Origin of the sequence: Cryptosporangium aurantiacum (assembly GCF_900143005.1) — a bacterium.
GTDB lineage: Bacteria > Actinomycetota > Actinomycetes > Mycobacteriales > Cryptosporangiaceae > Cryptosporangium > Cryptosporangium aurantiacum.
Map to the genome: position 1 here is coordinate 681,343 of NZ_FRCS01000002.1, position 22,253 is coordinate 703,595.

12 protein-coding genes are annotated in these 22,253 nt (G+C 69.8%); 2 read left to right on the forward strand and 10 right to left on the reverse strand.

Going from position 1 to position 22,253, the window contains the following annotated elements:
* Positions 1–24 precede the first annotated feature (24 nt).
* The 9 genes from BUB75_RS09945 to eccB form a co-directional block, all read right to left on the reverse strand.
* Complete coding sequence (locus BUB75_RS09945) at positions 25–759, reverse strand: YwqJ-related putative deaminase (protein WP_073254611.1); 735 nt, start codon at positions 757–759, stop codon at positions 25–27.
* On the reverse strand, positions 756–3,500 hold the full coding sequence (locus BUB75_RS09950) for a toxin glutamine deamidase domain-containing protein (protein ID WP_143175107.1): 2,745 nt from the start codon (positions 3,498–3,500) through the stop codon (positions 756–758). Before BUB75_RS09950 ends, BUB75_RS09945 begins: the two co-directional genes overlap by 4 nt.
* A 169-nt stretch (positions 3,501–3,669) precedes the next feature.
* On the reverse strand, positions 3,670–3,903 hold the full coding sequence (locus BUB75_RS09955) for a hypothetical protein (RefSeq protein WP_073254617.1): 234 nt from the start codon (positions 3,901–3,903) through the stop codon (positions 3,670–3,672).
* Between the two features lie 35 nt (positions 3,904–3,938).
* Positions 3,939–12,650: a toxin glutamine deamidase domain-containing protein gene (locus tag BUB75_RS09960; protein WP_073254620.1), complete on the reverse strand. Its 8,712-nt coding sequence runs from the start codon at positions 12,648–12,650 to the stop codon at positions 3,939–3,941.
* A 51-nt stretch (positions 12,651–12,701) separates the two neighbouring features.
* On the reverse strand, positions 12,702–13,073 hold the full coding sequence (locus BUB75_RS09965; protein ID WP_073254624.1) for a hypothetical protein: 372 nt from the start codon (positions 13,071–13,073) through the stop codon (positions 12,702–12,704).
* On the reverse strand, positions 13,070–13,465 hold the full coding sequence (locus tag BUB75_RS09970) for a YbaB/EbfC family nucleoid-associated protein (RefSeq protein WP_073254627.1): 396 nt from the start codon (positions 13,463–13,465) through the stop codon (positions 13,070–13,072). The genes BUB75_RS09965 and BUB75_RS09970 overlap by 4 nt, the downstream gene beginning before the upstream one ends.
* Positions 13,466–13,701: 236 nt before the next feature.
* On the reverse strand, positions 13,702–14,004 hold the full coding sequence (locus BUB75_RS09975; RefSeq protein WP_073254630.1) for a WXG100 family type VII secretion target: 303 nt from the start codon (positions 14,002–14,004) through the stop codon (positions 13,702–13,704).
* 15 nt (positions 14,005–14,019) lie between these two features.
* A complete protein-coding gene (locus tag BUB75_RS09980) occupies positions 14,020–14,349 on the reverse strand; it encodes a WXG100 family type VII secretion target (protein WP_073254633.1) in 330 nt (109 codons plus the stop codon).
* Between the two features lie 110 nt (positions 14,350–14,459).
* Positions 14,460–15,833 carry a type VII secretion protein EccB gene (eccB, locus tag BUB75_RS09985; RefSeq protein ID WP_073254636.1) on the reverse strand — a complete coding sequence of 458 codons (1,374 nt, stop codon included), beginning with the start codon at positions 15,831–15,833 and terminating at the stop codon, positions 14,460–14,462.
* 219 nt (positions 15,834–16,052) lie between these two features.
* Here eccB and BUB75_RS09990 point away from each other — a divergent pair, with 219 nt between their 5' ends.
* Positions 16,053–16,772, forward strand: a complete 720-nt coding sequence (locus tag BUB75_RS09990; protein WP_178379812.1) for an SUKH-3 domain-containing protein — start codon at positions 16,053–16,055, stop codon at positions 16,770–16,772.
* Here BUB75_RS09990 and eccD read toward each other — a convergent pair.
* On the reverse strand, positions 16,761–18,131 hold the full coding sequence (gene eccD / locus BUB75_RS09995) for a type VII secretion integral membrane protein EccD (protein WP_073254642.1): 1,371 nt from the start codon (positions 18,129–18,131) through the stop codon (positions 16,761–16,763). The two genes, BUB75_RS09990 and eccD, sit on opposite strands and share 12 nt — an antisense overlap.
* A 98-nt stretch (positions 18,132–18,229) precedes the next feature.
* Here eccD and eccCa point away from each other — a divergent pair, with 98 nt between their 5' ends.
* Entirely contained in the window at positions 18,230–22,204 is a 3,975-nt protein-coding gene (gene eccCa / locus BUB75_RS10000) for a type VII secretion protein EccCa (RefSeq protein WP_073254644.1), read from the forward strand.
* The last annotated feature ends 49 nt before the right edge of the window (positions 22,205–22,253 follow it).

A 22,253-nucleotide genomic window follows, 5' to 3' on the forward strand; every position in this document is an offset into this window, starting at 1 on the left:
GCACGCCCTCGGCGCGGAGGGTCTTCACGCGTCGGGGTCCGTCTCGGCCCAGAAGTCTTCCGGGGGCGCGACGTCGAAGCCGAAGTAGGCGAGCATCGCCAAGCAGGAGAGGCACGGTGCACCAAGCACGGCATCCTGCGGGTCAGCCGGCTCGCGCACGCGATAGGTGACGAGCTCCGCGCCGCGAAACACCCGCTTACGGGCCTCGTCCAAAGTGGTCGGCGCCACGCCTGCGCCGGCCCGACGAGCGTCCTCGGCCAACAGCGCGACCGACAGCGCGACGACCTCGGAGCATCGCTGGTATCCCCGCTCGCGGAACTCCACCGGAAGGCGCTGCAGAGCGTCCTCGACCAGCGGGTGATGCTGGGGTGCGGAGTCGCCCTTCACGCTGCGGGCGGTCACCGGTGGACCGTCGATCAGCAAGTAGGTGATCGTCGCCGGCGTGCCCACCCGGTCCAGATCGCGCCGGACCTGAGTGAGCTGGTCACCGGCCGCACGCGGACGCGGGAGCGACGTACGTGCCGCCCGGTACCGCTGAGCGACGACCTCGACCGGCAACGCGGGCCAGACCGAGAGCTCGCCGGTCTCCCGGTCGATGACGCCACGGCCGGCGCCGAGCTGGGGGTCGGCGCCTGCTCCCCACACGACAAAACCGGCGTCGAATTCGTAGAGCTGGGGCGACAGGTCGGGGCTGCTTTCGGCGACCCAGCGGGCGGCGATCCGCCGCGCTTCGTTCGCGGTGATACCGGGAGCGGTCACGACACCGTCCCGGCCGGGCTACCGCCCTGCGCCACAGGGCTACTACCCGGCGCCGCGGAGATGCTGCCCGGCGCCGTCGCGGCGGGTATCGCTGCCCGGGAGACCGGGGCGGCCGAGGCGCTGCCGACCGCCGGGGAGACGGGAGCCGCGCCCGTCGCCGGGGTACCCGGCGAACCCGGCGCCCCAGCCGGGCCGCCCGGCGCGGCGGCCGTCGGCGACGAGGCTGGCACCGCGGGAGTCGGCGCGGCCTCCGGCGGCAGCGCAGCCTCTCGAGCAATCGGCTCCCCAACCGGGGAGGCCGCTGCCCCAGCCGGGGAGACCGGCGCCGGGGACACCGGCGCTGCGGGAGGCGGCCCGGCCGCCGTCGGCGGCGGGAGGTTCGCCGGCGCAGGCTCGGTCACCGCAGTGGCGTACGCCGTCGACGCGGTCCGCGTCGTCCACGGCGACAGCGGCATCCCGGGCAGCGGCACCGGCCGCCCCTTGCCGTCCACGATCACCGTCTCCAGCGTCCGCACCCACTCCACCGGAACCGGCGCGTCCGACACCACACCGAGCTGCGGATCCACCCACCGCACCGCACCACGATGGTTGACCACCGCCGTCGTGCGCGCGTCACCGTCCTGCCATCCGCTGACCAGCACCGCAAACGCGCCGTGCCCGGCCTTCCGCAGCTGGTCCGTGACCGTGTCGAATGCCGCGTGTACCTGGTACGTCTCGAATCGGCTCTGCACCTGCTCGGCCTGCCGGAACAACAGTTGGAGGTTCCCGCCCAGCGCGTCCTCCAGCCGCCGCCGTCCGGTCGGCTCACCCCGCAGCGGCAACCGCGTCGTGCCGCTGCGATGTGCGTCCACGATCCGCGGCACTGCCACCCGCGGCCGACCGCGCACGTAGGCGTCAAAAAACGCCAGCGTCGCGTCGACGCAGTTCTGGGCGCGGCTGTTGTCCGCGTACGGTCCGACGCCGTTCAGCCGGGCCAACCAGTCCGACGTCGGCTCCGGAGCCGCCTCGAACGCCCCATCCTCGGTGCGCGGCAGCACCTGCTCCAGCGCCACGTGCTCGGACTGCAACGGCCGGCGATACCCGACCGGGATTTCATAACGTCCGACCCCGTGCCGCCCGCCCTCACGGACCAGCGCCACCGCAGCACCGTTCACCCACCGACACAGCTCGGGCCGCAGCCCGACCAGGTCGATCAGCCGCTCCCGGCACTCCAGCCGCAGTCCGATCGCCTCGGCGCCCGCCGCGGCGGCCTCCCGGTCCATCTGCTGCGCCTCGCTGCCGAGACGCTGGTAACGATCGACGAGCAACTGTTGCCGCGCGGCCAGCTCCACGGACTCGTTGACCCGCTTGTCGCGCTCGCCGGCCAACCCGTCGAGGTGAGCACCGAGCTGCCGGAACCGCTGTTCGGCCCGGTCCAGCCAGTCACGGAGCTGCCCGGCCTGCGCCTGTCCCTGCTCTGCCCTGGCGAGCGCGGCCTCGGCGTCCGCAGACTGACCCTCCGCCGCGAGCCGAGCGCCCTCCTCGCGGAGCTGCCCGATCCACGCGTCCCAGGCAGCGACGTCGCGCATCGCTCCGCGGGCCTGCTCGGACAGCCGCCGCTGTTCGTCGGCGACCGTGTTCGCCTCGGTGGTGATCTGCTGCAGCTCGTCGGCGAGCGTCGTCCGCCGGTGCGCCGTCCACTGCCAGGTGGCCCGCGCCTCGTAGGCCTGGTCGCGGGCGATCGCGGCTTGCCTGCTCAGCTCGGCGGTGCGCGCCTCCGCGACCTGCGCCTCGCGTCCGGACCGGTGCGCCTGGACCTGAAGCTCCACGTCGGAACGCCGCCGCCCGGACTCGATCGCCTGGGTACGGGGCAGAGCGTCCGGCGGAGCAACCGGCGGAGGCATCAACAGCCGGATCGCCCGCGGCAGGCGGTCTGCGACCGCCTGCCGGTAGTCCCGTGCACCGCCGAACGGCCCCGACGGATCGCGCTCGACCGGTTCGATGCCAACATCCACCAACGGCAAAAGCACATCCGGACGCTGTTCCGCGACCGGAAGTGGCATCAGCTGGGTGTCCGGCTCGGCTGGTTCTTGCGTGGTCTCCGGAGTCACCGTCGGCGCCGGAGAAACTGGCGCGGGCGTCTCGTCCACATCAACAGAGAAGGCCTGCGCGAGGGGCACCTGCTGAACGTCGTCCGAAGCAGTTTCTACCGGCGCACTGACAAACTCGGGTGGGGTCAGAAGTTCAGGCGGGGTGGGACCGGGTTCGAAGTCGGCCGGGTCCGGCATCTGGTAGGGCTGGGTGGGCTCGTCGACAAAACGGCGGCGGCGGTCGGCGTTCATCCGGTCGCTGGGGTCCGGAAGCGCAGGCGTGTTGTGCAGCGCCGGGGGGCCGGCCTCGACGTCCGGGTCGGCTGCGAGGCGGAAGTCGGAGCGGGTCCAGCGGGAGCGCTGCGGCCGGGCGTCCCGTTCGCCGCGCACCAGCTCCAGCTGCGGGCTGCGGAGCAACGCGTGGGGGACCGCCGTCGGAGAGGCGGGGCCGTCCGGTAAGGACGGTTCGGACGCGCTCGCGGGCAACGCGGGACCGGCGGCCCACCTGGTCGCGTCGGGGTCGGCCTCCGGTGGCCCCATCCGTTGCACGTCGTCGGTCTCCTCGTCCACAGGGACGGGGAGGGCTGTTTCTGTTGCCTCGTCGACCGAGCCACCGCGGGCCGTGCGGGACGGCTCCGGGAGACCGTGGAGCGCCAGACCGGAGGATTCCACGGGGACACGGTACGCGGCGTCAGCCGCTCCGTCCGGACATCGTGACGCGCGGAACCGCAATATCCAGTTCTAAGCTGTTCGCCGGGTTCGGTCTTCCTTCGGACACGCGCGGCGAGACTACCGAAACCGAGACCACTGTTGTGATCCAGTCAGCAAAGTACCCGTTTGACTACCCTAGGTACTCGCCAGTATCAGGATCGTAGCCCTCGATCTCCCGGGCGCGCCGGATGAACTCGTCGTCCGCGCCGGCCGGCGGATCGACGTCCAGGTGGTGGACGCTGTAGTCACCGGCGCTGTTGCGCTTCAGCTCGGCAGCGGCGGCGTGCCGACGGGACCACTCGTAGTGGAGTTCGGCCAGTTCCGCCATACGACGGAACACCTCGGGGTGGACTTCCTCGTGCATCAGGATCTCCTTGTTCGCGGGTCGAGTTCACCGGGTCACGCGGATGGGTGGACCCACCAGGCGAGGGCCGGGTCGGTGGTCTGGCCGGTCAGTTGGCGGTCGAGTTGGGTCGCGGCTCGGTACACCGCGGCGCGACCGGCGCGCGGCCCGGCGTCCATCGCGGAACGGACGACATCCGCGACCGCGGCGCGCGCCACCGCCCGTACCGCGCGCACGACCTCGGCGGAGAACGCGCCGAGAGGCGCCGGGCCGTGGATCCGGCTGACCAGCGAACTGCCGGGAGCCGACACCGGCAGCAGCGGACGCGCGGACGGCAGGCCGGTCGGGTCATCGGTGATGATCGTGGCCGGGTCCTGGGTACGGAGGTGCTGCCAACCCGTCGGGGTGGGCGGCCAGGACACCCAGAGCGCGTGGCGGCGGGCAAAGTCCGGCGCGAGTCGGCCGACGATCCACGGGGCGGTGTCGTCGCCGGTCACGAACAGGAAGCGGGTGCCGTCGGTGGCCCGCTGGGTCAGCTGGACGAGGAGCCGGTCGACGGCGGCTAGCAGGTAGGGGGCGGTGCAGCGGGAGGCGACGTCGTAGGCGGATGCGACGATCGCGACGTCGGTCGGTGCGGTGAGCCCGTGCGCCGCAACAGCCGCGCGCACGGCGTCCGGCACTTTCAGTCGGCTCGGTTCTCCGCGCAGAGCTGATGCAATTCGTTCTCGGTCGGGATGCTCATCCCGAGACGTTCCCGGTGCAGGCGCTCCGCCTCCGCCCGGTCGATCAGCCGGAACTGCGCCGCGTACCGGTCCTGCGCCAGGAACGTCACTCCGCCGCACTTCCACGCGCGGTCGCTCGGACTCCAGCGGATCGACCGATGCCCGTCCGGTCCGCTCCGCAGGATCGTCACGATCACCGGGCCGGGCTTCTCGGACAGGATCCTGGCGAAGTAGTACAGCCTCGTCGACCCGTCCGGCGGAGTCGGGGCGAGCCGCTCCGCGTTCGGTCCCGGGTCCTCCGGAGGCCGCTCCGGATAGATCTGGGAACCCCCCGGCGGGCGTCCCTCCGCGATCGCCGCCAGGTAACGCTGAATCACGAGTCGCTGCGGATAGGGCCCGTGGGACGTGATCCGCCCGGTGTTCGCTTCCAGGACCAGCGTCGACCGTCCCGGCTGCCGGTCCTGCCTGAACTGCTCCTCGGTCACCGGAATCGACCGGATCGCCCAGCCGTACTCGAACCGCAGCATGCTCCACGTGACCCCTGGACGGAAGACGCGATCCAGGTAGGCCTGTGCTGCTTCCTGCGTATCCAGTGGTTCCGTCGTCACCATTGACCCTCCCATCCAGCTCCACCGTGATGTACGAGAGCTCAATCGTGTCCGCCACCATCCACGCCGGTGGTCCGTCGACCGTCTCTCCGCTCTGCGGGTCCCACCACACCGGGCCCTCCGCATCGAGCGGGTACACCACGACCGTGGCATGCGAGCCGCCAGCGATGGGCTGACCCTCTTCGTCGAAGAGCAGGTTTCCCTGCTTGTCCACTGCCTGCCAGAGGTTGGCGACCAGTGCTGACGCCCCCGGTCCGAGCGCGGCGACGTTGTCGTGCAGAGCCCAGAACTGGTCAACCATCTCGGGGAGGTCGTCGTGGTGCAGCCAGGTCTCGGCGCCCAGCCACCACATCGCCCGAAGAATGCCGCGCCGCTCCCCTTCCGGCTCCGCACCGACCGGGACCTCGTCCGGCCATCGCGGCAGCGCCACCTCCGGCCGGCCATAGAACGAGGACAACGCTGCGAGCGAGCAGTCCAGGCAGTTGTTGTCCCGGTCCGGCCGTTCGATGCCCCCGTCGTTGATCAGGCTGCCGAACAGGTGGTGCCGCGGGTCGGCTCCGATCGCATAGCCGCCCGACGTCGAGAGCGCATCCTCGACGTCGTCCTGGTAACTCTCGTCCTCGAGCGGACGCAGCCCTCGGTTCCGGAGGCGGCGGGTTTCGTGGAGGGGTGGGGGTGGGTTGCTGCGCGCGAACGGTCCGACGGGGGCGTAGCCGTTGTCTACAGGGGATCCAGGCCCGGTGGTTCGCCCTTCCACCGGAACAGCCAGCGGATCGTCTCCTCGTCCGGCAGCGGCTCCGCTCCCGTGATCCCCGGAGTAATCCGCTCCGCCTCCGCCCGATCTACCTCCTTGAACCGATCCCAGTTGTCCTGGTTGAAGAGGATCAGGTGAGCCGCGTCCGGATCGTAGACCCAAGCTTGCTCCCGGCGATTCCAGAGCAGCGCGTCCGCCGTCGTCGGCTCCAGGACGACGACGCTCGATGGATCCGGATCCGCGATGCTGCGCTTGTAGAGCACGTAGTACGTCAACACCATCGGGACCCTGCCTCTCCAGCTTCTCGACAGCTGCCGGGTGGATCGGGAGATCACGCGCCTCGAGCCCGAACTCAGCCACTACATCGCTGAGTCCCCATCCTTCGTCCTTCAACCACAAACGGTAGCCCTCGAAGACCCGCGGGAACTGTGCTACCCAAGCCGCGAAGCTGTCGTCTCGATTGAGCCAGACACCGGCCAGCGCCTGCGGCGGACGCAGATCGGCCGGGAACGCGTCCGGCATCGCGCGTTTGTTCAACTCCAGGAAGCGCAGAATCGCGTGAGTCTTGCGAACCGCCGAGTCGCGAGGGTTCTTGAGGATCTGATGCCACTCGGAAGCCTGATCGGCGACGCGCGCGGACCCTTCGGTTGGGAGCGAGATCCGAACGAGCCGATCGCCGTGTGGCGCTTTCCAGGAAATCCAGAGGCCCTGCCTGGCATTACCCTCGGCCCAGGTATTTATCGCCGTGAGCGGTCGGTAGCCACGAGCCAGCAAGGAATCCACGACGTCCTGCAAGGCCTGGGTGTATGCCGTTCCGCCCGGTAGCTCGACTCTGTACTCGATTGCAGCATCGCCCGCCGCGTCAGCAGGCTCGACCCCGAAGTAATCGTTCTCAATCTCAGCCTCTACCGCAACCGAGTCTCGGCTTCGACTCAAGACGGGCGCGGAGGTCAGGCGGAGGCTGCTCGATAGTTGTGCCAGATCTGATTCGATCAGATGATCCTGCTCAGACCCACCTTCGTCGTTCGTTCCCGTCGTCTGCTCGTTCCGCCTGCCGGGATTTCCAACCGTGACCGGCAGCCTGGTGGATCCAAAGAGACGGCCGGGCAGCAAATCCCGCCCCAGTGCCGCACGGAAGAGCGCGAGTTCACCGAATGTCTCCGGCACCGAACCTGCGGCATAGATCACTCGCCCCTGGTGACCCCCGACGACCCAAGTCCCATCGTCGAGCTCGCGAATATCCGACTTCAGCGAGGCGTGATTCCGGCGATCCTCGTCCCAGTCCGGCCATTCCTCCAGCGACTCGTCCGGCGCATGCGCGACGAACGGAACCTCAAGCTTGCCGATCTTTCGGGAAGCAGTCAGCCGGCGATTGTCGATACTGACCAGAGATCCATCTCCCCACTGCACCCCGTGCAGCGGACCACCACTCCAACCCTCGCCAATGCGCTCGGCCAGCACCTCGATCTCTATCGACTCCGGCGGCGAGGTCCGCTTCCCGATGGAACGCTGGGTGAACGCGATCTCTCGAGGATCTACCATTCGGATTCGGGACTGTGACTTCTCGACCGATGCGCGGATCTTCTCCGGCACGTCGGCTAAGTCGGTGAAGCCCAAGTCAGCCAAGGAGCCCTGACGTTGCCCCACAGATGCCTCTGCGAAGGGCCGCATCATCTCTGCCGGACGTAGCGGGGCGGCATCCGATGGCTTCGCATCCGGCGCCGCGCCGGGCTCAGTCGGCGCGACGAGCCACCGCACCCCCTGCCAATCCGCGCCGATCAGCGTCCGCTGCCCCAGCCAACTCGTCCCCAACCCCGACCGACCCGCCAGCGCGATCTCATTCGGACTCGGATACCCCTGCCCCCGGAACCACGACGTCCGCGCCCGATATAGCAGCTGGTCAGCAATGTCCCGCTGCCGATCCAGATCCGCGAGCACCGTCTCCGGCGCCACGCCCGGATACGTCGCAGCGACCACCTCCAGTTCCGCCTGCGGCACCGCATATCCAGCGAACCACCGCCGGACCAAGTCCGCCTGCGCCGCCACCCGAGCGCGCTCCGCACGCAGCCGACGGAACACCGACTCCGCTGCGGCCGGCGACGCCCAGTAGAAGCCGCCGCGCGCCCAGGCATACGCCCCGATCTCCACCGCACGCAGCCCGATCCGCGTCACACCCGACTCGACGTACCAGCGCTCCAGACTCCGGTTGAACTCCGTCGCGAAGCCGGCGCCACGCACGTTCTCGGCCATCCGCATCCGGTCGAGGCGGGCGGAGAGCTGGCCGGACGCATCACGGCCGACCGTGAAGTGCACGATGCCGACACGTCGCCCGGATGGGTCGACGACCTCGAGGTGGACGTTCAGGTAGTCCATCCCCGCGTCGAGCCAGCTCAGTCGCGTCGAGAAGCCTGCGTATCGCGGGCCGACCAGCCTGGACTCCACCTCCGAGGCGATCGCGTCGTGCAGCCTCCGGCCGTCCAATGTCGTGCGCGGGACGAGGTCGTCCAGCAGAGGCGGACGGCCCTCCAACAGCCAGGGTGGCGTCGGGTCGGCATACAGGCCGTCGGTCCACGGCTCCGACCAGGCATGATCCGCCTCCGAGGAGAACGGCAGCCCATCCGGGAGAACCGGAGGCGGTGGGAGGTTCTGCACCGCCACACCCATGTTCGCCAGATGTCGGTCGAGGTCGCTCAGCTCCTCCGCCAGCACGTGGAACGACGTCGCACTACCGACGTTGGCCACCAGCCGCATCAGGTACCGGCGCTCGCTCAGACGCGCTTCCAGCAACGGGTCAGTGACCGCCCGCCGCGCGATCGGCCTCCCCGACAGCACGGTTCCGAGCCGCACCGCACGGTCGACGTACCCGCCTCGCGCCAACGGCCCCGCTCGCTGCTCCTGCAGCGCCGCCGCGATCTCGTGCACCCATACCCGTGTGAGCTGGTCCGGTGCGACACGCGCGTTGACCGTGACGACACTCCGGTCGGCACCAACCGCAGTGGTCGCCAGCTCGGACATCCCCGTCGCGACCCGCACCTCAAACCGCGACGTTCGGCCGTCGGCGAGGCGCACGGTCACCGCGTCCGCCATAACGTCGATCGCCGAAACCAGACCGTTCCCGAAGTCCTCCGGCCGGACCTTCCCGGCCGCGGCGAGGAACTCGCCGGGCACGAGGTCCGGCAGGTAGCCGCCGCGCCCGTCGGGCACGAAGCTGGTCCGAGGCACGGCCTGCGCTGCCGGCGTGGTGGGTGACCCGCCGTGCACCCGCTTCCCATTTTCAACAACGGGGGACGAAACACCGCGCGCCACCGCAGGCCGACCGCCCGGCCGCTGAGGTCGACCGTTCGAGTCCAGGACGATGGCCCAGACGCCGTCCACTTCGTCGCCGTAGAGCGGTTCAGTCGAGACGTCGCCGACCTGGGCGTCGATCCACTGGATCGTGCCGTGGTGGTTGACCGCGTTCCAGGCGTGCGCCCCACCGCCGTGGCCGGGCGCGGTGCTGGTAATGATGAGCGCGGAGGACCCGTGCCCTGCCGCGCGGAGCTGGTCGGCGATCGCAGCGTAGGCGGGTCCGGGCGTGCTGCCCTGATGCTTGAAGGTGGCGCCGAGGGTTTCCTCGGCGCGCTGGCGACCGTTCGCCTCACCGGCGGTCGAGGGCTCGCCGTCAGCGGTGAACTCCGCGGTGCGCGGCGCGGAGACCTGCGGGTTGCCGAGCCAGGTGCCGAGCAGGCTCAGGCCGGTGTCGAGGCAGTTGTTGGCGCGGAACGGCGTGGCGTCGGGGCCGCCGTCGTTGACCAGGCCCAGCCAGCGTCCCAGCGGGTCCGGGAACCGCGCCGGCCGCCCGTCGATGCCGGTCGGCACCGCGCGCTCCAGAGCCACTTGATCCCCGAGGGCCGGCCTGTCCAGCCCCCCGGGCTCCCCGATCGGCCGCCCGCCCGAATGCCCCGGAGTCTCAATGCTTGCAGCATCCGGTGGCTCCTCATCGCGTGGTGGCGGATCGCTGACCTCCACCACGGCGATATCGAGCTTCGGTAATAGCACTTCACAGGACGGACACGGGTCCTTGTTCAGGCCATGTTTCTTCAGGTCCCATTCGATCTCGACGCTCGCGATACGTGCACCAGCCAGAGCAGCCTTCGCTGCATCTCGCTTCTCATTCTCGGGTCCCGAATAAGAGAGATCGAAGTCATGTAGGAAATCTGATATGACCGCAACTTCCGAGCAGTACCCGTGCCAGGTCGGAAAGGGAGCCTTCGATGACGGGGGGTTCGCCTGTATGGCATCCAAAATTTCCTGCAAATACGGATGCCGCATCGGCGGGTTAGCCGAAATCCCCTTCAGGCTCGTATGCGAACGTATAACCCCATCTCTGGTCAACAATGCCGACGCACTTCTCGGCATCCTCTGGTTCCGAGAGCCTCTTCCCCACTGCTGATCCCGCGCTTCCGTCCGAACTTTGTTCGCCAGCTCTCGTACGACGTCAGCGATCTGCTGATCAGGATCACGGCTCGGATCCGCGGTCTGGGTCGGCGCATCGTATGAGTACCCACCGTTCGCAGTGAGGCTCGACGAGCGCGGGATGGGATCGGGATCAGGCACAGTTGCAGGGTCAGTCCGTCCGCGCCTTCGTGAGGGCTCCCCATCCTTGGGCGCGCCGGCGGGTGCCGCGGGCACATTCAAATTCGGCGTCATAGCTTGGGGCGACGACGACACCTTCCGATGGAGTTCATCGCTCAAGTTCCGAGCGACCGAATTTCTAATACGAGAATCCGCCTCGCCCGTTTTGGGCAGACTATCGACTGATCGAGAGGACGGCGCGAGTGCGCCGTTTTCTGCATTGCTCGGCGATGCGGCGGCGGCAGGCGGGGCGGGAGCGGGATTGACGGAATTTGCCGCCGGCACTCCGCTGGGGGACGTCGACACCTGACTAGCGGTAGGCACCGGAGCGCTGACAGTAGCGGCCTTTCCCTGCTCGACCGATCCGCCTCCTACCGCGGTGATCGACGGGCTCCCAGCAGCGCTCGGCGTGGACAGCATCGAGATCTCAGGGGCATCGATGACAAGGCCGGCGGTTGTCGACGACCCGTCCATATGTGGGGGAAGTGGGCTCGCGGTGGGATCGGGCGTCGGCGAATGGAAGGCCGTCAGATCCGAGGATGCGCTTGCGGCTGCCGCGGGGTCCGAAGACACAGCGGATTCCGGCGGGTCGGCCGCAACGTCCGGGGCAGCGGGCACAGGCGAAGCAGCCGTCGCGTCCGGGGCGGGGGGCGCAGGGGACGCGAGCGGAGCGGCCGTTGGGTCCGGGGCGGGGGACGCAGGGGACGCGAGCGGGGCAGCCGTTGGGTCCGGGGCGGGCGCCAGCGCGGCGGAGATCTCGCTCGTTGACGGCGCGCTGCTCGGGGGTGCGGTGGTGACGCTCTGGCCCGTATCGAGCCCGCCTCCACCGGGAACGGCGTCAACCTGGACCGGTGCGACGGGGGCGCCGCCGGTCGGGGCGAAGCCGTCGAGTTTGAGAGCGGCCGGATGGGAGCCGAGCAGCGTCTCACGGAAACCGATCGATCCGCCGGTGAGTGTGGCGGCCGCCAGCTGCGGTGGTGAGATCGTGTTCGCGCGGCTCGCGCCGGCCAGCGCGGAACTCATCATCGAGTCTTTGGGGTACTCCCAGTTCCCGTAGACCACGCCGTTGGCGATCCAGCTCGACGTCGGCGACGTCACGCTGTTGACCAGCCCGGTTGTCAGCGCCTGCCCGGGTGTGGCGAGAAGATGCTTGCCGACGCCCTCGAGACGCGTCGTCGGCGAGTTCACGCGTTCGATGCCCCGGTTGATGCGCTCGATCGTGGTCGCGGAGAGCTCCTTGCCCACCCGGCGTCCGACCGCGTTCTTGGCCCATTGCACGGCGGGCGCGACCCCCATACCGATCGGCACGCCGACCGTTGCACCGATCGCTGCGGCCGCCGACTTTGAGACGTCCCAGCTGTCCCGCCGCCCGTCCATCATTTGCAGGGCCTGGGCCAGGCCATCCACGAGAACGACCTCTTCGATCAGCTCCTCGACGAGTTCCTCGGCCGCCTCCTTGCCGAGTTTGCGGAGGCCTTCCTTGGTGACGACCTTCTTCAGCGCGTCCTTGGATACTTTCTTCAGGAGCTCTTTGCGCAGCTCCTTCTCTACGGCCTTACGCGCGATGTTGCGCAGGAGCTGCGCGAACGACCGCTGGACCGCGACCCGGCCGCCCATCATGATCGGCTGGATCGTCGCGGCCGATCCGCCGCCGGTGAAAAACGCCGCCACCAGCGCGGTGAACACGCTGATGATCGTGATGATCACCGTGATCAGCGTCGTCAGCTTGTTGTACTGCAGCTCCATCGCCGCGTTGTCGCTCATCGACGACAGGGAGCCCGCCATCTCGGCGATCGCGCCCAGCCCCGACTCCGGCGACTGGCCGAGCACCTCCCACAGGCCGAGGAACGCGTAACCGGAGTCACCGCCCCAGGCAGCCATCAACTTGTTGACGACCGGGCCTGCGTCCTGCATAGCGACGTTGAGCGCCTGCGCGACCTCAGCCCACTCGGCAGCGAGCTCCCAGAGATCGTCCTCGTTGCCACGCGGCCACGGGTTACCCGCCGAGACCCCACAGATGAAGTCCCAGACGTAGTCGTATTCGCCGAAGTCCGGCTTCCAGACGGCCATCGGCTACTGCTCGATTCCGGTCATTGCGCGCCCCCGATGCGCCCGGTCTCGTCAGCCCGCCGGCGGAGGTCCTGCCGGCTCGGCCGTCAGCTTCTTGATTGCGTCGCCCAGTGCCTGGTCGACGTCGACGGTGCCGTCGATCGCGTTGGTGATCGCCGGTCCGACGTCGGTCAGCACGTCGGTGTAGAGCGTGGTGGCGTCCAGCGCCTCGTCGGCGGCACCGCGGCTACCCCGGTTGTAGTTCTTCAGGAACTCGTCGCCCGGTGCGTCGTTGCCCCAGACCTGCGAGCCCTTCGCGTGGATGGCCCTGATGCGCACCGCCGAGGCGCCGAGCTTCCGCTCCAGGTCGTCGGCGATCGTGGTGAGTTCCGCAGCCGCCCGTGCAGCCGCTTTCGGCTGCAGGAACGTGTTGCCCTCGGTCATCGGAACGCGTCCCCGCCGAAGATGTCGTTGTCCAGGCGGGTGAAGAACGTGTCGAGATCACCGTCGAGCTGCGTCCGGACGTCGTCTTCCGGCAGGAACGGCCGGCACAGCTCCAGGGTCCGGTCCGCGACCTGCCGCGCACCCTTCTGAATGGTGTCGGTGATCTTCGACGCGAGCTCGCGGGAGTTCGGGTCCCGGTAGATGCGGGGGTCCAGCTCCAGGCGGACGAGTTGCCCGCGCGGGCCGAGGGTGGCGGTGACCAGTCGGTCGTCAGAGTGGACGACCACCTCGATCGTTCGGAGTTGCTGCTGTAGCTCCCCGACTCCGTCGCGGAGGCGGTGGAACTCTTCCATCAGCTCGTCGGCGCGCGCTTGTAAGCCACGTGGGTCCACGACGTGTAGCCCTTCTCTCCGCGCCCCGCCACTTCCTGGCGCTTCCCCACGGCCCTCGCGTTCCGGGTTTCGGGTTTGCGGCCTCTACCAGGAAAGCAGCCGAATGGTCATCTCGGGGCGGTTTCGTTCGATCTCGTTCACTCGACGCAATGAATACGATCCGCTCAGTAACGAGCGCGTAGATGCCGACGCCGGGGCGTGCTCGCGCCCCGGCGCGTCATCAAAGGGGTGTGGCCTCAGCCGTTGAACATCGATGCGTTCTGCTTCTCGCGCGCCGCCATGATCTCCGCGGACTTCATCACCGCGGCCTTGATCCCGGTGAGCAGTTGGGTGAGGTCGGCGGACGCGCTGTCCCACCCGCGTTTGCGTACCAGGTAGGCGGCCTTCGCCTCACCGTCCCACGTCGCGATCAGCGGCTGCACGCCGCGCTCGAGAGCGTCGAGTTCGGACGTCATCTTGCCGATCGCGCCCTGGATGTCTTCCGCGGCCTTGGTGAGCGAGGCGAAGTTGACCGCGATCTCGTCGGAACCGTACGGCATGCTTCTCTCCCCGGGTCAGAGCTGCAGCGCAGCCGTTATGGAACCGGCCGTCGCACCGGCCGCCTGCATTTCCGCCTTCATCTCCTCGTCGCTGACGTCGTACGTGCGACCGGACGTGCCGACCGCCTCGGCCAGCGAGCGCAACGACTGGTTCAACCGCGCCATGTCCTGATCGAACCGTTCGCGCACCTGCTGGAACGACGCACCGCCCTGGCCCAGCCAGGCCGACTGCAGCGGCGTCAGCTCGTTCATCAACGCGGTCAGTGTTGCGGTGAGCCGGTCAGCGACGCCGTCGACGTCCTTCTCGGTCTTGATCATCGTCGCGGTGTTCGCGCGCATGCTCATCGGAAGCCTCACCCCCGTCGGATCATGGCAGCGACGGTAGTGACCGCCGCTGGAGGAAAACGGCTATCCACCGTCCCTCCGCAATCACACGGAGTGGTGTGGAAATCAGTTCACGTAACCGGTCGGGTAGCGGCTTTCGGATCGAGTTCGCTGCCGACGGGCAGCCGCTCCACGAGCGCAGCGGGCAGGTCGACCGGACGAACGTCGCGGTATCCGAGCACCGCAGCGACCTCAGCGCTGCTCAACGGGTGCCGTCGCTTGTCATCGGAGATCAGGTACAGCGTGCCGGAATCCGCGTTCGGCGTCGGCAACGCCCTGACCAGCGCTGCGCGGCCCGGCTCGAGCGCTACCCGGTCGACCAGCACGGCGTCCTCTGCGGACGCGGACGTCACCGTGGACGAGGCCAGCGGTTCGCTGTCGACGACGATCTTCGGATTACCCGCGGCGCCGCTGAACGCCGCGCAGGTGGCCGAGGTCGCGCGGATGTCGCTGTCGCCGGTCGGGGCCGTCGCAGGCGGAGCCTCCGGCCGAGTGTCGGGCTCCTTCGGCTGCGGGGCCTCGTTCGCCGGGATCTCCAGCGCAACCGGTTCGCCGTCCGGATAGGCGGCCTCGGTCGCGTCGTCGGCCAGTTGGATTGCGGCCTGGAGCGGGGTCACCGCCAGCAGTTCGTCGGCGGTTGCGACCGTATACGCCGCGGATTCGGCGACAAAAACCTGCCCGACCCGGGCGTCCGCACGCGCAGCCGTCGGCGCGCCGATGTTCGCCAGGTCCAGCGGCCCGAGCGCATCCCCGCTGGGCAGTCCGCCGAGCCACGCCTCGGACACCGGTAACTGGGGCTGGCTGTTCAGCCCGAGGGCCGGCAGCACCGCTTCCTGGTCGGTGATCGGGAACCGCCGACCGTTCGTGATCAGCCACGCGTCTCCCGAGCCCCGCTCTTGCGCGACGACGGCCTTCTGCTTCAGCTCGTGGCCACCCTGCGGGGTGATGCCCACCCCGAGAACGCTCACCGGAGCGTCGTCCTTCTGCGGTTGCATGCACAGGGACCACGGACCGTCGAGCAGTTGATTCGCAGCCGGAAGGGAATCGGGCGCGTCGGCGATCCCGAGCCGCGCTCCGCGCGGATAACCGACGAGCGATGAACGGCCGACGGAGTCGGTCTTGGTGCTTCCCTGGATGAGGACCGCGGAGACGTAGTTCGCGACCGGATGCAGGACGCCGTCCCGGACGACGAACTTGGTGCCGGTCTCCTTCTCGACGACGATCGCGCGGCCGCTCTGCCAGGACTTGTCGCCGCCCGGGCGGAGCAGGCCGTAGATGCCGACGCCGGCGAGCGCGAGAACCGCGACCATGACGCTCGCGAACGCCGCGCCTGCGAGACGGCGGAACGGCACCTGAGCCGGGTCGGTCTCGCGCATGATCAGCGCAGAGACGAACCGTTGGACGAGGAACTGGTACGACTGCAGCTGGTCTTTCCTGGAAGCCATCGCCCTATCCGCTCTGGTCGGTCGCGGCTCGGCCCGGTGTTCTCACGATAGAGAGGGGTGGCCGCGTTATCGGGGCAATCGGGATGCCTGCGGGGGTGGGCCACGGGAGACTGAGGACGTCAGGAGCGGTAGCGAGGGTGGGAGCGCGCCATAGTCAGCCGTGAGGAAGCAGCGGAGCGGGCGTCCCGGCGGCTCGGGGTGCCTGCGGACGAGGTCGGGTTGCGGGAGTTCGACGGGGGGTGGGTGGCCTGGACGGTCACGCCGCCCGGGGACGCCGGGGTGCTGCCGGACCGCATCGGGGATGCGCGGGTGGTGGTGGACGGCGTGAGCGGGGAGCTCACGAGCTGGCCGCCGTTGCCGGTGGACGAGATCATCGCGCGGAGTCGGCGGGCGCCGCTGGGGCGGTTTCCGGAGGATGTGGAGGCGGAGTTGCGGAAGGCGGGCTGGTATCCCGGCCGCACCGTCCCCGCCGCCGACCTCGACCGCTACGCGGAGCGCCTTCGCGCACTGACCGCTGATGATCCGCCACCCGTAGAAGTCGCAGACTCGGCCCGCAGTTTCCTGTCCGAGTTCGGTGGCTTGACGATCGAGCGGACCCCCGAAGACGTGTGGTCGATCCAACCTCAGGATCACAGCCCCGTCTTCGACCTGTTCGCCTACCTGGAAGAACTCCTCGATCAGATCGTCACGCCGATCGGATGGGTCGCGGCGCACTACGACACCGAACTCGTCATGTCGGCAGACGGCCGAGTGTGGCTCGCGGACTTCAGCAACATCTACCTCCTAGCGGAAGGCGGAGACTGGGCTCTGGTCCGCCTCGCGCGAGGCGATCGGTCCGTCCTGCCGTCGATCAGGGAGGATGGCGAGATTCATTACACGGACTATGCGGGGCGGCCGATTGATCCGGGGAGTACTCGGGGGCCCGGTTCAAGCGCCTAGCGCCCGCACATACCCAAAAAGCCCAAGCACCCCGCACACCAACGGCACCACCGCCAACACCAACCCCACATCCAACAACTCCGCCAACCGCCCCAGATACGGCGACGGCGGCCGCCTGCTGTACGCCAACCCGGCCGCCAGCGCGAACCCCGCCCCGAGCAGTACCAACGACGGCCCCACCGCGTCGCCGAGCCCGACCGCTACGGCACCCAGCCCCACCAGCCCCGCGACCAGCATCGGCACCCGCTGCCGAATCGTCGCCAGCAGCCGTGCGCGCAGCATCAACGCCGACGCGACCACCGCGACGAGCGCCGCTGCCGTCGCGTCGGACGTGCGGGCCAGCAGCACCGACCCGACGCCGATCGTCAGCGAGACGCCGAACAGCGCACCGGTGAGGACGTCGTCCGACCGGGCGACCGCCGCGTACACCACGCGGCGCGCAGGCATCGGTGGCGCGTCCGCCATCAGCTCGTCCGTCGATCGTGGCAGCGTCGGCAGCGGCACCCGCCCGAGCCGCATCGCGACCAGCGGCAACGCCGGCGCCACCAGCAACGCTAGCCCGACCGCCACGGCGGTCGCCCCGGCCGCGCCGGCACCGACGGACGGCAGCAGACCGCCGAGGACGCCGAACAGCCCGGCGACGATCCCACCGACGAAGACGGAACCCATGTCCCCCACCGCGACGTAGCCGACCACCGCGACCACGATCAGCGCGACCGACCCGATGAGCACCTGCCCGGCCCCGAACGCCCCCATCCGGGTGGATTCGGCCAGCCCCACCGCCGCACCGACGAACGCGTATGGCAGCCCGGCACCGGCCACGACCGCGCCGGCCACCGAGTCCGACAGCACGCGGGAGACCACCCCACCGAGCACCGCGAGTAGCACCGACAGCGCCAGCAGCACCACCCCGACCGCGCCCGTCGTCAGTCCGGAGTAGAGGACCGCGGCGAGCCCCGCCAGCAGCAACGTGACCGCGACCGCGAGGCCGGTCACCCGGGTGACGGCCGGCGACCAGGCCCGGCCCTGCCGCCGCGCACCGGCGGCGACCGCGTCGGCGAGGTCGTCGTAGTCGAGCTCCGGCCACTCCGTGCGCCGGGGCACCAGGTGCAGCACCTCGCCGTCCCGGATCTCCTGGGCCGCGAGCGGCTTCTCCGGGTCGAGCGGCTCGCCGTCGGCGCGTCGCAGCGACCATCCACCGTGAACCTGCCCGTCGTCGGCGAGCCCCTCTCCGGCGTGGCGCAGGAGCACCGGCAGCAGCTCGGCGAGCGGTGGTGCCTCGGGCAGCGCCAGGTCGACCCGGCGGCGAGGTGCGGCGAGGGTGACCCGGGCGAGCCCGTCTGGGCTGGTCGTCGACACGGCCCGCTCCTTTTTCCACAACCGTGTTTCTGAACGAGACGGCTGTAGCCGCAGGTTCCCTACGATAGGTGACACCACAGTCACTCGGGGGAGGATCGTTGGGCACGGTCATCGTCAAACGACCACCGCGGCGCCCGGCTCCGGGTTTCCCGGAGGGCGAGATCGTCCTCGAGACGCCGCCCGCCATCCCGGCGCCGACCGGCCGGGCGTGGGGTCAGGCCATGACGATGCTGCCGATGCTGGCCGGTTCCGCCGCGATGGCGCTGATGTTCGCGGGAACCGGCGGCGCGGGCAGCACCCTGCGGTGGGTCACCGGCGGCCTGTTCGGGCTGTCCGCGATCGGCATGCTCAGCACCCAGTTGGGCTCGTACTCCGGGCAGCCGAGCAAGCAGGAGATGGCCGCACAACGTCGGGAGTACATGCGCCACCTCGCGCAGCTCCGCCGCCGAACCCGCAAGGCGGTCCGCACCCAGCAGGAAGCGATGTTCTACCGGCATCCCGAGCCGGGCACGCTCTGGACCGCCGCGCAGAGCTACCGGCTCTGGGAGCGGCGTCCGAAGGACGAAGACTTCGGCGTGGTCCGCATCGGGCTGGGCCCGCAAGACCTGGCCACACCGATGATCACCCCGCCGATCCAGGCGATGGACGACCTGGAGCCGCTCTGCGCCCAGGCCCTCCGCCGGTTCGTGACCACGTACGCAGTGGTTGCTGACATGCCGGTCGCGCTCGCGTTGAACGGCTTCGCCCGTATTTTCCTGCGTGGCGACGCCGACGGCGTCCGAGCGGTGACCCGTGCGTTGCTGGCCCAGGTCACTACCTTCCATGCTCCGGACGACGTCCGTGTGGTCATTTGCGCCGCACCGGACCGGCTCGCCGAGTGGGAGTGGGTGAAGTGGCTACCCCATGCCCAGCACCCGGCGCGCACCGACGCGCTGGGGCCGGTGCGGCTGGTCGCCCCGACCGTCCTGGGCGCCGAGGCGATGCTCGACGACGTCCTGGCCGGGCGTCCGCGGTTCAACCCGACCGGCACCGGGCAGGAAGTCGCTCCGCACCTCGTGGTGGTTCTCGACGGCGCCGACCCGGCGGGCTCCGACCACCTGGTGACCGACAACGGCGTCGAGGGCGTCACGCTGATCGACCTGGCCGGTTCCCCGCCCCGCCTGCTCGACCCGGCCACGCTGGTTCTCGACGTCGACCGCGCCGGGCGGTTACGCAGCACCACGATGGAGGGTGACGCGGAGGTCGGCGTGATCGATCGGATGGGCATGGCGCAAGCCGAGGCGCTGGCCCGCCAGCTGGCACCGCTCCGACTGTCACCAGCCGTCCGGGGTGAACGTCCGCTGACCACCGACCTCGAGCTGACCGAACTGCTCGGTCTGGACGACCCGCGGCTCTTCGACCCGACCACCGCGTGGCGTCCCCGCCCGAACCGGGAGCAGCTCCGGGTACCGATCGGCATCGAGCCCGGCGGCGCTCCGGTCGAACTCGACCTCAAGGAGTCGGCGCTGGATGGCATGGGGCCGCACGGCCTGCTGATCGGCGCCACCGGCTCGGGCAAGAGCGAGTTGCTCCGGACGCTCGTCCTCGCGCTGGCCACCCGGCACTCGTCCGAGTTCTTGAACTTCGTGCTCGTGGACTTCAAGGGTGGCGCGACGTTCACCAAGCTCGACCGGATACCGCACACCAGCGCGGTGATCACGAACCTCGAGGACGAACTGCCGCTGGTCGACCGGATGTCCGACGCGATCGCGGGCGAGCTGCGGCGGCGGCAGGAGCTGCTGCGCAGCGCCGGTAAGTACGAGTCGCTCCGTGACTACGAGAAGGCGCGAGCCGCCGGTGCGCCGCTCGAGCCGCTGCCGAGCCTGCTCATCATCTGTGACGAGTTCAGCGAGCTACTCAGCGCCAAGCCCGACTTCCTCGACATGTTCGTGCAGATCGGCCGCTTGGGCCGCTCGCTCGGCGTCCACCTGCTGCTCGCGTCGCAGAAGCTGGAGGAGGGCCGCCTCCGCGGCCTGGACGGGCATCTCTCCTACCGGGTCGGGCTGCGGACGTTCTCCTCGATGGAGAGCCGGGTCGTCCTCGGCGTGCCGGACGCGTACGAGCTACCGCGCGCGCCCGGGCACGGCTATTTGAAGTCCGGCACCGAGGAGATGACGCGGTTCCGCGCGGCCTACGTCTCGGGCGTCTACTACGAGGGCGGGCGGCGCAGCACCGGGCCGGGCGGTGAGGGCGCGGCGGTCCGGACGTTCACCTCGGCGTACCAGGCGCCCCGGCAGGAGACCGAGGACGAGACCGCGATGGCCGAGCAGCCGGAGCCGGACGAGGCGATCGGCGAGAGCCTGCTCGACATCCTGGTGGAACGGCTGCAGGGACGTGGTGTCCCGTCGCACCAGGTCTGGTTGCCGCCGCTGAAGGAGCCGTCCACGCTCGACCAGCTGCTGCCGCCGCTGGCGGTGGAGCCGGGTCGCGGGCTGACCGTCGCCGACCCGGCGTTGCGCGGTGCGCTCCGGGCCGTCGTCGGCCTCGTCGACCGGCCACTCGAGCAGCGGCGCGACCTGCTCACGCTGGACCTGTCCGGCGGTCTCGGCCATGCGGTCGTCGTCGGTGGCCCACAGAGCGGGAAGAGCACGCTGCTGCGATCGACGATCACCGCGCTCGCGCTCTGCCATACGCCGGCCGAGGCCCAGTTCTACTGTCTCGACTTCGGCGGCGGCTCGCTCGCAGCCCTGCGCGATCTGCCGCACGTCGGCGGCGTCGCCAGCCGGCTGGAAGCGGGTGAGGTCCGCCGGACCGTCGCCGAGCTGACGACGCTGCTGCTCGACCGCGAACGGCGGTTCGCTCGCGAAGGCGTGGACGGCATGGTGACGTACCGGCGGCGTCGGCAGCAGGGTGACTTCGCCGACGACCCGTTCGGCGACGTCTTCCTCGTCGTCGACAACTGGCTGACGCTGCGCAACGAGTTCGACGAGTTGGAAGCGTCGATCACCGACCTGGCCAACCGCGGGCTCTCCTACGGCATCCACGTGCTGGTTTCGGCCACCCGGTGGCTCGACCTGCGGCCGGCGCTGCGGGACGTCCTCGGCACTCGGCTGGAGCTGCGCCTCGGTGAGCCGTCGGACTCCTATCTGGATCGGCGAACCGCGTTGAACGTCCCGGAGAGCACGCCGGGACGGGGTATCACCGCGGACAAGTTCCACTTCCTGGGTGTCCTGCCGCGCGCGGACAGCCGGGCGGAGACCGCCGACCTCGCCGACGGCGTGGCCAAGCTGGTGCAGGACCTGTCGAACGCCTGGGCCGGTCCGGCCGCACCTCCGGTGCGGCTGCTGCCGCCGGTGGTGCCCTACGCGAGCCTTACCCCGGCGGACGCCACGCCGCGAACCGCCGTGCCGATCGGGCTGGCGGAGTCCGATCTCGGGCCGGTGTACCTGGACTTCGCCGCCGACCCCCACTTCCTGCTGTTCGGCGACTCCGAGTCGGGCAAGACCGGGTTCCTCCGGCAGCTCGCTCGGCGGATCACCGACGCCTCGGCACCCGACCAGGCCCGGCTCGTCGTGATCGACTACCGCCGCACGTTGCTCGGCGTGGTCTCGGCCGAGCACCTGATCGGGTACGGCACATCGGCGCCGGTCACCGAGACGATCGTCAACGAGGTCGCGACCGTGATGCGCAACCGGCTCCCAGGACCGGACGTCACGCCCGAGCAGCTCCGAGACCGCAGTTGGTGGCGTGGCCCCGACCTGTACGTGCTGGTCGACGACTACGACCTGGTGTCCTCCGGATCGACCAACCCGCTCGGCCCACTGCTCGACGTGCTGGCGCAAGCCCGCGACATCGGGTTGCACCTGATCGTGGCGCGACGCAGCGGCGGGGCGAGCAGGGCGCTCTACGAGTCGTTCGTGATGCGGCTGCGCGAACTCGGCTCCCCCGGCCTGGTGATGTCCGGCGACCGGGACGAGGGCGTTCTCCTCGGCAACGTCCGGCCGCAGGCGTTGCCACCCGGCCGGGGCTGGCTGGTGACCCGGAAGGAGGGCGCCCGTCTGGTCCAGCTCGCCTGGCTCGACCCGTCCGAATGAAGGCCGTGAACCTCCGGCGGCGAACAACCGTGGTTAAACCGCACGCTCA